Source organism: Allobosea sp. BE125 (assembly GCF_031456075.1).
Classification (GTDB): domain Bacteria; phylum Pseudomonadota; class Alphaproteobacteria; order Rhizobiales; family Beijerinckiaceae; genus Allobosea.
Genome location: NZ_JAVDTY010000001.1, coordinates 405,735 through 418,018, shown reverse-complemented (window position 1 = coordinate 418,018; position 12,284 = coordinate 405,735). Strand labels below are relative to the sequence as shown.

Below are 12,284 nucleotides of genomic sequence, written 5' to 3'. Positions count from 1 at the left end.
AAAGGACGGCGCGGAACGCCCGCGCCGCGGAAGGACAGCCGCGACCGGATCAGGTGCCGAAATACTCTTCGTATTTCTTCTTGATCATCTCGATATTGGGCTCGAGCTTGACCGGGTCGGAATAGAGCAGCTTGATCTTGGAGAGCGGCGTGCGCGTCTCCTTCTCCTTGACGCGTGGGTGGAAGGAACGCAGCCCACCGAAATCGCTGTTGAGCTGCTGCGTCTCCTGGTCGAACAGGAAGGAGTAGAACAGCTTCGCGGCATTGGGATGCGGCGCGTTCTTGAGCAGGCCGCTATGGCCGATGGCGATCGGCGTGCCCTCCGTCGCATAGACGATCTCGACGGGAACGCCGCTCTCCTTCAGCATGAACATGTTGTATTCGTTGCCGTCAGCCTCGATGGAGCGCTCGCCCTGGGCCAGTTTCTTCGGCGGCTCGGTCGATGACTGCACCTGCATGATGCGCTGCTTGCCGAGCTTCTCGAAGAAATCCCAGCCGAGCGCCTGGCTCAGCACGTCGGTCCCGGTCATCACCGTGCCGGAATAGCCGGGATGGGCTTTTACGATGCGGCCGCGCCATTTCGGGTTGAGCAGGTCGGCATGGCTCTTGGGCGCCTCCTCCGGCTTCACCTGCTTGGTATTGTAGCCGATGACCGAGAGATGCGCGCGATAGGCGGCGTAGTAGCCGTCCGGATCTCTGGCCTCCTTCGGCCAGTCCTTGGCGACCTCGGCCGGCACGGCCTGAGCCAGCCAGCCATTGCGCTTGAACAGCACGAAGTGCACCGCATCCGAGGTTTCCACCACATCGGCGTTGTAGATCGAGCTGCCATATTCCTGGCTGAGGCGCTGGAACACGCGTTCCGCGCCTGAGCGCTCGACCTTGACCTTGATGCCGGGATATTTCGCCTCGAAGGCGCTGCCGACCCGCTCGGCAACCACGACATCGGTGGCGGTATAGAAGGTGACGGTGCCCTCCTTCTTCGCCGCCTCGATCAGCGCCGGCGTGACGTCATAGGGTGCAGGGGCCTGGGCGAAAGCAGGCAAACCGCCGAGAGCCGTGGAGAGAAGAAGGCCGGCCATAACGGAGCGTCTGTCGAACCTTGGGCGTTTCATTCTCGTTTCTCCCGATTTTTATCGTTGGCTAAATGGCCTTTGGCCCCTCGTTCAGCGAGCCAGGGCGCGGCAATACTCCTGCGGAAAGTGCAGCCAGACGGGCTGGCCGCGATCGATGGACAGATGAGGCTCGGCCACCGTGCGAATCTGCGCGCCGCCTGGAAGCTCGATCAGGTAGTCGCGATGCGAGCCGAGATAGACCTGGCGCAGGACCGTGCCCTGCGTTCGGTTGGGGCCGTCGCCCTGGGGCTTAGAGTCCAGCACGATGTCGTGGTGGCGCACCGAGACGACGCCGTCCCCGCCGGCGGAGAAGTCGCCGGCGCCGCAGCGCAGTTTCAGCGGACCGCATTCCACCGTGTCGGCATCGAGCCAGCGGCCCTTCAGGATATTGGTGCCGCCAAGGAAGCGCGCGACGAATTCCGATTGCGGCCGCTCGTAGATCTCCTCGGGACTCCCGGCCTGCTCGATGCGCCCCTGGTTCATCACGACGATCAGATCGGCCGTGGTCATGGCCTCGGCCTGATCATGCGTCACATAGACCGTGGTGTAGCGGAAGGCATCGTGCAGGCGGCGGATCTCGAAGCGCATCTCCTCGCGCAGATTGGCGTCGAGATTGGAGAGCGGCTCATCCAGCAGCAGGATCTCGGGCTCGACGACGAGCGCGCGGGCCAGTGAGACGCGCTGCTGCTGCCCGCCCGAAAGCTCTCCGGGATAGCGCTCGGCAAGCGCCTTCAATCGCGTCACGTCGAGAATCTTGTCGACGAGCCGCGCGATCTCGGCGGCCGACATCTTCCGGAGCATCAGGCCGTAACCGATATTCTCGCGAACCGTCATATGCGGCCAGAGCGCATAGCTCTGGAAGATCATCGACATGCCTCGCCGCTCCGGCGGCTCGCTCCATCCGGCGGACGAGATCGTGCGTCCGCCGACGTGGATCTCACCGCCCTTGGGTGTGATGAAGCCTGCGATCAGTCGCAGCGTCGTCGTCTTGCCGCAGCCCGATGGCCCGAGCAGGCAGACGAGATCGCCCTTCTCGACTTTGAGGTCGACGCGATCGACCACGGTCAGCGCGCCATAGCGCATGGTGAGGTCGGCCAGCTCCAGAAACGCCAATGCATCCTCCCAGACGCCGTTTCGTCGCAAGATGAGCCCGGGCGTTGCACATCATCCGGCATTACGCCGGGCTATGTCCGCCTCTGTGTGAGCTATCGACCGAAGGCTACGGACCCTCGGCTAGATTGTCAACAATAAGCATTTCATTTTGCAGATTGTTGACATTCTTCAGATGACATTTTACCCACGATTGCCGAGGAAGGAAAGCCAATGCTCGCCCAGGCCATCGAGATGTTGAGGGATCGCTCCCTGCCGATGCTGATCGAGCAGGAGATCGAGCGCGTGATCCTGGGCGGCGAATACGCCCCCGGCGACAAGATCAACGAGCAGGCGCTGGCCCTGCGTTTCGGCATCAGCCGCGGTCCCATTCGCGAGGCCCTGCGCTCACTCGACCGCACCGGCTTGATCGACACCATTCCCAACCGTGGCGTCTTCGTGCGACGGCTCACAGCCGCGCAAGCCGCCGAGATCTACGACGTGCGCGCCGCGCTTTTCGCCCTCGCCGGGCAATGTCTCGCCATCCGGGCCAGCGCAGCGGATGTGGAGCGCCTGCGCAGCCATGTCGCGGCCATGGACGAAGCCGTCGCGCGCGACGATTTCGAGACCTACATCGCCGAGAATTTCGCGCTGCACGAAGCGATCGTCACCCGCGCCGGCAACGCCACGCTCGCCACGCATTACCTGGCGCTCGTCAAGCAATTGCGGCTCTACCGCACCCGCAACCTGATGCTGGCGGATTCCGTGCACGCCTCCAACGAAGAGCATCACGAGATGGTCGAGGCCATCGCCGCGCACGACCCCGCCCGCGCCTATGCCGCTCATTTCAACCATGTGGCCACGGCCAAGACACGCCTGATGGCGAACCATCTGACTTGAGAGGGACCTTCCGTGAGCGCAGCCGCCAGCGACATCACCCGCCAAGCTCTCCACTTCGTCGAAACCACCGGCTATGCCGACCTCTCGCCTGAGGCTTTACGGATAGGACGACGCTGCATCGTCGATGCGCTCGGCCTCTATCTCGCGGGCAGTCGCGAGCATTCGCTCGAGATCCTCATCGCTGACGCCCTCGAACAGGGCGGGCGGGCCGATGCGCCATTGCCGGCAACCGGCGCGCGGCGCGTGCCGGCCGCGCTCGCAGCCCGGATCTGGGGCACCGCCGGCCATGCGCATGACTGGGACGACACCCAGGTCTCGCACGATCCCGCCCATATCTACGGGCTGCTCACGCATCCAACCATTCCCCCGCTGACGGCGGCTCTCGTCATGGCGGAGCGGCTCGGCATCCGCGACGGCAAGACGGTGATGCTCGCCTTCCAGCTCGGCTTTGAGGTCGAGTGCAAGATCTCGGAATGGATGACGCCACGGCACTACCGGCGTGGCCATCATACCAGCGGCACGGTCGGGACCTTCGGCGCCTGTGTCGCCGCCGCCCATCTCCTGGGCCTCTCGGGAGACCGGCTCGCCCATGCGCTGGGAATGGCAGCGAGCTTCGCCGCCGGCATTCGCTGCAATTTCGGCACGATGACCAAGCCGCTGCATGTCGGGCGCGCCTGCGAGAACGGCGTCACCGCAGCCCTCCTCGCCGCACGGGGCTTCGACGCCGACCCCGCGGCGCTGGACGGGCCCTGGGGCTTTTTCTCGGTCATGGGGGAAGGCTTCGATGCGGAGAAGGCCAAAGAAGGCTTTGGTCAGCGGCTCACGATCGAGACCCCCGGGATATCGATCAAGCCCTATCCCTCCGGCATCCTGACGCATCAATCCATGGATGCGATGCTGAAGCTCGTCCTCGATCATGACCTGAAACCGGAGCAGGTCGAGCGCCTGCGCTTCTTCGCCGGCAAGAACATCATCGAGCCGATCCGCTACCCGATCGCCCGGAACCATCTCCAGGCCAAATTCTCGATGCCGGCGCTGCTGGCGATGATCGTGCTCTGCCGGCGCGCCAGCCATCACGAATTCGAGGATGCCTTCGTGGCCGGAGAGGCGATGCAGGACCTGCAGGCCCGCACCGATGTGATCAACGATCCCGAGATCGACGCCAGGGGCTACGACCTCATCCGCTCACGCATCGAGGTCGAGACAAAGGACGGACGCACCCTGGTGCAATGGGCCGACGAGCGCTATCGCGGCGGCCCGCTGAATCCGATCAGCGACGCCGATCTCGACGGCAAGTTCCGCATGTGCGCCGAGGGCGTGCTCGACAGCGCGGCGCAGGACGAGATCCTGGCGCTGGCCCGAAGCTTCGATACCGGTGCCGATCTGGCACGCCTGATGGCCCTGATGACCGGGGCCGCGCAGCCCGTCTATTCGGCCGCCTGACGCGTTCCGCACAGGATCTGTCCGGCCGCGGCGCGCTCATTACCCACGCTCAGACAGTCATTGGCGGGGTAGAACCCGGCCTGGATTCATCAGGCCATCCGGGTCGAGAAGACCCTTGATGCGCTGCATCAGCAAAAGCTCGACCGGCGGCTTGTAGCGCGCCATCTCGCCGAGATGGATCGAGCCGATGCCATGCTCCGCGCTGAAGGTGCCGCCGAGATCGGCGGCGATGTCGTAGAGCAGATGCCCGACCGCCCGGGTCGCGCCCGGCTTGTCTGCCATCGCGCCCCAATCGGCATGACTGAACATCGCGATGTAATGCAGATTGCCGTCGCCGAGATGGCCGACAACGACCGGCACCGCCTGCGGAAACGCAGAGGCAAGCGCAACTTCCGCCCGATGCACGAACTGTGGAATGCGCGCGGGCGGCACGGCGATGTCGTGGGTCAGGCCCATGCCTTCCCTGACATTGGCCTCGGTGACATTGTGGCGCAGATGCCAGAGCTGCTGGCGCTGGCGCTCGCTTGTCGCGATGGTCGCATCCGTCACGGAGCCGGCGTCCATGGGCTCTTCCAGAAGCGCGGTGAGGCGCTCCGAGACAACCGCCTCGCTCTCCGCCCCCGCGATCTCGACGAGCACATACCAGGGCGCCTCGCTCGCCAAGGGGTGGGCCGTGCCCGGGATATGCCGCACGACCAGTGCGAGTTCGCTCTCGGACATCAGTTCGACCGCGGAGACGGCGCCGGGAAACTCGGTCTGCAGCGCCTGCGCCAGCGCCGCCGCCGTCTCGATCGAGCCCACTGCGATCAGGGCGGTGACGCTGTGGCGCGGCAGCGGGAAAAGCTTCAGCGCTGCCGCGGTGATGATGCCGAGCGTGCCTTCCGAACCGATGAAGAGGTTCTTGAGATCGTAGCCGCTGTTGTTCTTGCGCAGCGTGCGCAACCCGTTCCAGATCGCCCCGTCCGGCAGGACCGCCTCGATGCCGAGGACGAGGTCGCGCATATTGCCGTAGCGGAGGACCGCCGTGCCGCCGGCATTGGTCGCGATATTGCCGCCGATCTGGCACGAACCCTCGGCGCCGAGGCTCATCGGGAACAGCCGCTCCACCTTCTGCGCCGCCTCCTGCACATTCGCCAGCACGCAGCCGGCCTGCACCAGCATCGCATTGTCCTGCGGGTCGACGGACAGGATGCGGTTCATCCGGCGCAGATTGACGACGATGCCACCTCCAGAGGCGTCCGGCACCGAGCCACCGCAGACGCTGGTGTTGCCGCCTTGCGGATAGATCGGAATCCGATGATGGCCGCAGAGGCTGACGATCGCGGCGACGGCCTCCGTCGACCCCGGCAGCGCGACGGCAAGGGCTTGCCCTTCATGGCGTTTGCGCCAGTCGATCAGATGCGGCTGCATCGCAACCGGTTCATCCAGGACAAGCGTGTCCGGAACGGCCTCGAGCGCGGCCAGAAAGCTCTCGGACATCCCGTTCACCCGTTCAGCACAATGACGTCGCCATCATCCCAGGCGACATGCAGCCGGTCGCCCGCCTTGACGCGCAGCGCGGCGCGTTCGGAGATGTTCTTCGCGACAAAGCTCGCCCCGTTCGCGGCGCGGATCGTCAGGCGTGTCATGCCGCCGACGAAGGAGACATGATCGACCGCGCCCGAGAGCATGTTGACGCCATCGGGCGGCGCCCGCTCCTGCGCCACGATCCTGAGCTTCTCCGGCCGGACGAGAACCTTGGCCCCGGACTTCGACGTGGCCGCCGGCCGAAACGTCGTACCGTCTGCAGCCCGCAGCAGCCCGGCTCCGACAGGCATGACATCGAAGAGGTTGGACTCGCCGATGAACTGGGCCGCGAAGAGGTTGGCCGGTTCGAAATAGAGCTGCTCCGGCGTGCCGATCTGGGAGACACGGCCACCTTCCATCAGGCACACCGTGTCCGACAGGTTCAGCGCCTCTTCCTGATCATGCGTGACATAGATGATCGTGGTGCCGAGTTCGGTGTGGAGGCGCTTGATCTCCTCCTGCATCTGGTCGCGCATGTTCTTGTCGAGCGCGCCGAGAGGCTCATCCATCAGGATGATCTTGGGCGAGTAGACGATGCAGCGCGCGATGCCGACGCGCTGCTGCTGCCCACCGGATAGCTGGCGCGGCTTGCGCGCCTCGAAGCCGGTCAGGCCGACGCGGGCCAGCACGTCGCGCACCTTGCTCGCGATCTCGCTTTTGGGCAGTCCGCGGATCTTCAAGGGATAGGCGACATTGTCGAAGACGCTCATATGCGGCATCAGCGCATAGTTCTGGAACACCATGCCGATGCCGCGCTCACGTGCCGGCTGCTCGGTCACGTCCCGGCCGTCGAGCAGGATGCGGCCGGAACTCGCCGCCACGGCCCCGGAGATCAGGTTCAGGATGGTGCTCTTGCCCGAGCCGCTGGGCCCGAGCAGCGTCAGGAACTCGCCCCGGCGAACCGATATCTCCGTCCTGTGCAGGGCGGTGAAATCGCCATAGGCCTTGCTGAGACCTTCGAGCCTAATGATCTCGGCCTCCGGCGGAGGCGTTGCGCTGATGGTCATGACAGGCGCCTCCATAACCTCGATCACGCTCATGCCGGCACCGGGACGGTATAGGCGAGCGGCAATCTCCCGCCATCGGCATAGATGGTCTGGCCCGTCATGTAGCTCGACGCATCGCTCGCGAGGAAGACGGCGACCTTCGCGATCTCTTCCGGCTGCCCGAGACGCCCCATCGGGGTGCGAGCCAGGATGTTGCTCAGCGCATCGGGGTTGGTGTTGACGATCTGGGCGAGCAATTCGGTCTCGATGCTGCCCGGCCCGATGCCGTTGACGCGGATGCCGTGCTTGGCGAGGCCGAGCGCCATCACGGCCGTGAGCTGGTTCAGCCCGCCCTTGCTCACCGCATAGGGCACGATATGGGGGCTGCAGACCACGGCGTTGATCGAGCTCATATTGATGATGACGCCCCGGCGGCCTTGCGCGACCATCTTGCGCGCGCTCGCCTGGCCGATCAGGAAGCCGCCCTTCAGGTTGACACGCAGGACGCGGTCGAAATCCGCCTCCGTGATCTCGAGGATCTCGGCGTTCTGGTTGATGCCGGCATTGCTGACGGCGATGTCGAGGCCGCCGAACCAGTCGCAGGTCGTCTCGATCAATCGGGCCACGTCCTCGGCCGAGCCGACGTCGCAATGGCTGTAGCGACAGCGGTTGCCGAGCTCGCGGGCAAGCCCGGCTCCGCGTTCGTCCTGAACATCGGCGATCACGACATTGGCGCCCTGCGCGATGAATTCGCGTGCGATCGCGGCGCCTATGCCCTGCGCGGCGCCGGTGACGATGGCTGTCTTGTTCTCAAGCTGCATGGTGGTCTCGGATGGCCTCAAAGGTTCGCCGTCGCCCGTTCGCGGTCGAAGCAGCCATCGTCGACGGCTTTCGAGAGGAACTGCTTCTGGATGCGCTGGGTCGGCGTCTTCAGGAATTCGTCGACGAAGGCGACGAAACGGGGGATCTGGAAGCTGGCGAGCCGCGGCTGGCACCAGAGCAGGAGATCGGCAGCGCCGAGCTGCTGATCCGGCTTGAGCTTGACGAAGAGCTTGAGGTCCTCGTCGGCGAGTTCGTTGGTCACGCCGATCAGGGCGCTCTCCTCGACGGCGGGGTGATCGTTGATCACCCGCTCGACCTCCCAGGCCGAGATGTTCTCGCCACGGCGACGCAGGCTGTCCTTCTTGCGTCCGAGGAAGAAAATGAAGCCGTCCTCGTCGCGATAAGCGAGATCGCCGGTATAGAGCCAACCGTCGCGGATTGTTGTTGCGGTCGTCTCCGGGTCCTTGTGATAGCGGGCGACCATCACGCCGGGCTCGTTCTGGGCGACCTTGATCTCCCCGACCTCGCGCGGCTTCGTCACGGCGCCGCTGTCGTCGACGATCTCGACCTCGAAATAATCGACCGCCTTGCCGATCGAGCCCAGCTTGCCCGCGGTGTTGATGGTGCTGAAGCTCGAGGTCTCGGTCATGCCGTAGCCCTCGCGGATCTGCATCCCGAAGCGCTCTTCGAACTCCCGCCAGATGCCGACCGGGCAGCCGCCACCCCAGGCGATCATGGCTCCGTGACTGCGGTCATCCGGCGATGGCGGCTGCTTCAGCAGGAGCTGGAGCACGCCGCCGACGAAGTGCACATGGGTCGCACCGTATTCGCGCACCTCGCCCCAGAAACGCGAGGCGCTGAAGCGCGGCACCAGCGCAAGCGTGACCGGCACCATCAGCGACAGCACCAGCACCTCGCTGCCGAAGACGTGGTAGATCGGGTCCCAGAAGTGCAGCACGCTGCCGGGGCGGATATCACCGATCCAGATCGAGCCGAGCGCCGACGCGCGCAGCATCCGGTCCGTCATCTCGACGCCCTTGGCGGGGCCCGTCGTGCCGGAGGTGTAGAGGATGGTGCGCAAGTCGTTGTCGCGCAGGTCGGTGCCTGGATTGCTCGCGTCGAGACCGGACAGGACATCGGCGAGCTGCGTGCCAACGCCCGCGCGCCCGCGCCAAAGCTGGGCGATGGCAGGCCGCTCCGCCAGGATGGGGTCGAGGCTCCCCGCGTATTCGGCATCCGCGATTATCAGCACCGGCGCGGCGTGATCGACGATGTAGGCTAGGCCGGGGCCCTTGAGGTTGACGTTGATCGGAACCTGCACCGCGCCGAGCTTCATCAGGGCGAAGACGATCGTGATGTGGTCGAGATGATGCCCGAGCATCACCGCGATATGCGCGCCCTTGACCACGCCGAGAGCGGCAAGACCATGCGCCGCATGGTTGACGCGGGCGTTGAGCCCGGCGCAGGTCACGACATCATCGCCTTGCCGGCAGAAGACATGCTCCGGCCGCGTCTCGGCGCAGCGCTCGAGCAGGAGCGGCACCGTCTCGGCCTCGGAGAACCAGGCTGTCTGCTTGCGCATCACCACCGCCTCACCAGAGCCAGCGCTTCTCGTCCGACAGCGTCCAGGTCTCGGTCTGGCTGCCGGCGTCGAAGTGTCTGGTGATCGCGACATGCCCGTTGCGCAGGCGCGTCATCATCGCGAAGAGCGCGAAAACCGCCTCGCGAAGGCCGTCATCGGCCGCATGCGCGAAAGGCTGGAAGCCACGGATGCGCAGTACGATCCGGTCGGCCTGCGCCGCGTCGAGGCTGCATTTGTTGCGGAAGGCGCGCAGGATCGCGGCGAAGCTGGCGGCGATCGCGGCAGGCGAAGCGCCCTCCTCGCCGCTCGCCTTGGCAAGGTCGGGGCCGAACTGCACGGCCAGTAGTCTCATCCCGGTTGCGACCAGATCGCGCGCGGCCGGCGCGCCGAAGAGCCGGTGCATGATCTCGATCGTGTGCTGCACATAGTCGACGCCGTAGCTGTAGCTGCCCTTGAGCCAGCGCGCCTCCGGCCAGATCGCCGGGTCGAGCCTGGGCGCCTTGTCCGGATCGAACTCCGGCGACCGTTCGACATGCTCGACGCGGAAACGCTCTTCCGGGGCAAGGTCGTGGTCGTATTCCTGGAAATAGCCCTCATCATAGGGATGCCCTTCAGCGACGAACTTGGTCGCCACCCAGCCAAGCCGCGGGCAGCCCAGGAGCCCGCCATTGCGGGGATGCCAGGTCGAGAGGATGGTCCGGCGCACCGAGGTCGGCACCGTCAGCGCCGCGATGCCGGGATAGGTGCCCCAGGGCGAGAGATAGCGGATCCAGACCTTCTTCGGCGTCTCCTCGATCAGCTGCATGTTCAGCCCGCCGATCGAGTTGCTGAAATAGTGGTACTTGGCCGCGGCGAGCGCCGGAGGGTCGTTCTGGATGCCGAGCTTGACCAGCGCCGCCTGGAAGCGAACCTTCTGCTCAGAGGATAGCAGCGCCGACCAGATCTCGTTCAGAGCCTTCTCACCGCGCTCGCGGTAGCAGATCGCCGTCAGCCCCGAGACCACGATCCAGGCGAATTTGTTGGCGAGCGCGATCCTGGCGCGCAGCGTCGCGATGTCCTCTTCGCCATAGGCAATCGTGTTCATGGCCTGTCGATCCTTGCGAGATTGGGGCGCTGGGCCGTCACTGTCCCCTGCCCGAGCGCTGCAGAGCCGCGGTCAGCATGCAGATGACAAAGGAGAGCACGGTCAGCATCGTCGAGACCGCTGCGATGACCGGCGAGATCTCCCACTGGATGCTGGAATACATCTTCACCGGCAGCGTCGTGGTCGTGGCCGAGACGAGGAACCAGGAGATCACCACCTCGTCGAAGGAGATCAGGAAGGCGAAGAGCCCGCCGGCCAGGATCGAGGGCATGAGCTGCGGCAGCACTACCGTCGCGAACATGCGGTAGCGGCCGGCGCCCATCAGCGTCGCACCGAATTCGAGGTTGGAATCGAGCTTCTGGACGCCGGCCGCGACCATGACGATGACGAAGGGCGTCACATAGATGGTGTGGCCGAGCACCAGCGCGAGCGTCGATCCGGTCAGGCGGATATAGGAGAAATAGAGATAGAGCCCGAGCGCCATGACGATGGCGGGGATGACGAGCGGGCTCATCAGCAAGAGCGTGATCGCCTTCTTGCCGGGGAAGTCGTGGCGGACGATGCCATAGGCAGCGGGCACGGCCGTCGCCAGCGCCAGGATCGTGGTGAGGCAGGCGATCTTCAGGCTCTGCAGCAACGGACCTGTCCAGGCCGCCGAGGAGAAGAAGATCTGGTAGAGTTCGAATGAGAACTCCCGCGGGGGAAAGCGCACCTCGTGCTGCGTCCCAAACGAGACCGGGATCACGATCAGGCTCGGCACCAGCATGAAGGCATAGACCAGGCAGGCGAGCAGCGTCCCGAACCGGCGGTAGCGGCGCTTGAGCGGATCCTTCAGGTCGAATGCGTTGGACATCGCCTCAGGCCTTCCCGGCAAGCTGGTTGCGGCGCATCCACAGGGCCGGGGCGGAGAGCAGGACGACCATCGCCAGCAGCAGCACGCCGATCGCCGCCGCCATGTTCCAGTCGAGCGTCTCGCGCGTGTAGAAATCGACCAGATTGGCGAGCATCACGTCCTGGCGCCCGCCGAGCAGCGCCGGGATGACGAAGAAGCCGAGCGACATCACCATGACGCTGGAGACGCCCGCCACGATGCCGGGCAGGCTGAGCGGCAGGGTGATGGTGAAGAAGATCCGCATTGGCCGCGCGCTCATGATGTCGGCGGCGCGGTACAGCGCCGGGTCGATCGCGAGAAGGCTCGCCAGCACGGGGAAGACGATGAAGGGCGTCAGGTAGTTGGTCATGCCGACCATGACGCCGAAGCGGTTGAGGATCATCGGCAGCGCGACCTGCGTGCCGAAAACCCAGCTCAAGACCAGATTGATTACGCCCTCGCGGCCGAGGATCACGGTGAAGGCGTAGCTCTTGACCAGGATGCTGGTCCAGAACGGCAGCAGCACCAGCACCATGTAGACGGCACGCCGGCGCGGCGGCTGGCGCGCCAGATGCAGCGCCACGACATAGCCGAGGAGAAGGCTGATCAGAGAGGCCGAGACGCTGATCTCCAGCGTCGTGTAGAGCGAGCGCTTGAACAGGGTGCTCGTCAACAGGTTCTCGAAGGCCTCGAGCGACAGCGCGGCGCCACCGAGGCTGGTGTAGAGAATGAACAGCAGCGGCACCGCCGCGATCGCCAGCGACACGATGGCCGCCGGCGAGACGAAAGCGGCAGCGGCCCGCGAACTCTCCGCACCAGTCATGTTTGGG

The 12,284-nt window shown here is 65.3% G+C and carries 11 protein-coding genes; 2 read left to right on the top strand and 9 right to left on the bottom strand.

Features of this window, described 5'->3' with window-relative positions; translation table 11 throughout:
• Window positions 1–49: 49 nt before the first annotated feature.
• Together J2Y55_RS01905 and J2Y55_RS01900 are read right to left on the bottom strand one after the other, a co-directional pair.
• Entirely contained in the window at window positions 50–1,078 is a 1,029-nt protein-coding gene (locus J2Y55_RS01905) for an ABC transporter substrate-binding protein (protein WP_310147087.1), read from the bottom strand.
• A gap of 84 nt (window positions 1,079–1,162) precedes the next feature.
• Window positions 1,163–2,224: an ABC transporter ATP-binding protein gene (locus J2Y55_RS01900; protein WP_310147084.1), complete on the bottom strand. Its 1,062-nt coding sequence runs from the start codon at window positions 2,222–2,224 to the stop codon at window positions 1,163–1,165.
• A gap of 210 nt (window positions 2,225–2,434) precedes the next feature.
• Between J2Y55_RS01900 and J2Y55_RS01895 the strand changes: the two genes are divergently transcribed.
• Both J2Y55_RS01895 and J2Y55_RS01890 read left to right on the top strand, forming a co-directional pair.
• Window positions 2,435–3,100: an FCD domain-containing protein gene (locus tag J2Y55_RS01895; RefSeq protein WP_310147082.1), complete on the top strand. Its 666-nt coding sequence runs from the start codon at window positions 2,435–2,437 to the stop codon at window positions 3,098–3,100.
• A gap of 12 nt (window positions 3,101–3,112) precedes the next feature.
• Window positions 3,113–4,543: an MmgE/PrpD family protein gene (locus J2Y55_RS01890; protein WP_310147080.1), complete on the top strand. Its 1,431-nt coding sequence runs from the start codon at window positions 3,113–3,115 to the stop codon at window positions 4,541–4,543.
• 57 nt (window positions 4,544–4,600) lie between these two features.
• Here the strand turns inward: J2Y55_RS01890 and J2Y55_RS01885 are convergent, their stop codons facing one another.
• Genes J2Y55_RS01885 through J2Y55_RS01855 form a run of 7 tightly spaced genes read right to left on the bottom strand, consistent with a single transcriptional unit; the run spans window position 4,601 to window position 12,277 of the window.
• Window positions 4,601–6,022, bottom strand: coding sequence for an FAD-binding oxidoreductase (locus tag J2Y55_RS01885; protein ID WP_310147078.1), 1,422 nt, complete (start codon window positions 6,020–6,022; stop codon window positions 4,601–4,603).
• Between the two features lie 5 nt (window positions 6,023–6,027).
• The gene (locus tag J2Y55_RS01880) at window positions 6,028–7,116 is read right to left on the bottom strand and encodes an ABC transporter ATP-binding protein (protein ID WP_310147076.1); all 1,089 of its coding nucleotides are present in this window, start codon (window positions 7,114–7,116) and stop codon (window positions 6,028–6,030) included.
• A 29-nt stretch (window positions 7,117–7,145) separates the two neighbouring features.
• The gene (locus J2Y55_RS01875) at window positions 7,146–7,916 is read right to left on the bottom strand and encodes an SDR family NAD(P)-dependent oxidoreductase (protein ID WP_310147073.1); all 771 of its coding nucleotides are present in this window, start codon (window positions 7,914–7,916) and stop codon (window positions 7,146–7,148) included.
• A gap of 17 nt (window positions 7,917–7,933) precedes the next feature.
• The gene (locus J2Y55_RS01870; protein ID WP_310147071.1) at window positions 7,934–9,499 is read right to left on the bottom strand and encodes an AMP-binding protein; all 1,566 of its coding nucleotides are present in this window, start codon (window positions 9,497–9,499) and stop codon (window positions 7,934–7,936) included.
• Between the two features lie 10 nt (window positions 9,500–9,509).
• Complete coding sequence (locus J2Y55_RS01865) at window positions 9,510–10,583, bottom strand: hypothetical protein (protein WP_310147069.1); 1,074 nt, start codon at window positions 10,581–10,583, stop codon at window positions 9,510–9,512.
• A gap of 37 nt (window positions 10,584–10,620) precedes the next feature.
• On the bottom strand, window positions 10,621–11,436 hold the full coding sequence (locus tag J2Y55_RS01860) for an ABC transporter permease (RefSeq protein ID WP_310147067.1): 816 nt from the start codon (window positions 11,434–11,436) through the stop codon (window positions 10,621–10,623).
• Window positions 11,437–11,440: 4 nt separating this feature from the next.
• Complete coding sequence (locus J2Y55_RS01855; protein WP_310147065.1) at window positions 11,441–12,277, bottom strand: ABC transporter permease; 837 nt, start codon at window positions 12,275–12,277, stop codon at window positions 11,441–11,443.
• Window positions 12,278–12,284 lie beyond the last annotated feature (7 nt).

What these genes read in the sequence shown, in the direction of transcription:
- J2Y55_RS01860 (WP_310147067.1), bottom strand. Translation starts at nt 11,436, where the DNA reads ATGTCCAACGCATTCGACCTGAAGGATCCGCTCAAGCGCCGCTACCGC.
- J2Y55_RS01880 (WP_310147076.1), bottom strand. Translation starts at nt 7,116, where the DNA reads ATGACCATCAGCGCAACGCCTCCGCCGGAGGCCGAGATCATTAGGCTC.
- J2Y55_RS01885 (WP_310147078.1), bottom strand. Translation starts at nt 6,022, where the DNA reads ATGTCCGAGAGCTTTCTGGCCGCGCTCGAGGCCGTTCCGGACACGCTT.
- J2Y55_RS01865 (WP_310147069.1), bottom strand. Translation starts at nt 10,583, where the DNA reads ATGAACACGATTGCCTATGGCGAAGAGGACATCGCGACGCTGCGCGCC.
- J2Y55_RS01855 (WP_310147065.1), bottom strand. Translation starts at nt 12,277, where the DNA reads ATGACTGGTGCGGAGAGTTCGCGGGCCGCTGCCGCTTTCGTCTCGCCG.
- J2Y55_RS01870 (WP_310147071.1), bottom strand. Translation starts at nt 9,499, where the DNA reads ATGCGCAAGCAGACAGCCTGGTTCTCCGAGGCCGAGACGGTGCCGCTC.
- J2Y55_RS01875 (WP_310147073.1), bottom strand. Translation starts at nt 7,916, where the DNA reads ATGCAGCTTGAGAACAAGACAGCCATCGTCACCGGCGCCGCGCAGGGC.
- J2Y55_RS01905 (WP_310147087.1), bottom strand. Translation starts at nt 1,078, where the DNA reads ATGGCCGGCCTTCTTCTCTCCACGGCTCTCGGCGGTTTGCCTGCTTTC.
- J2Y55_RS01895 (WP_310147082.1), top strand. Translation starts at nt 2,435, where the DNA reads ATGCTCGCCCAGGCCATCGAGATGTTGAGGGATCGCTCCCTGCCGATG.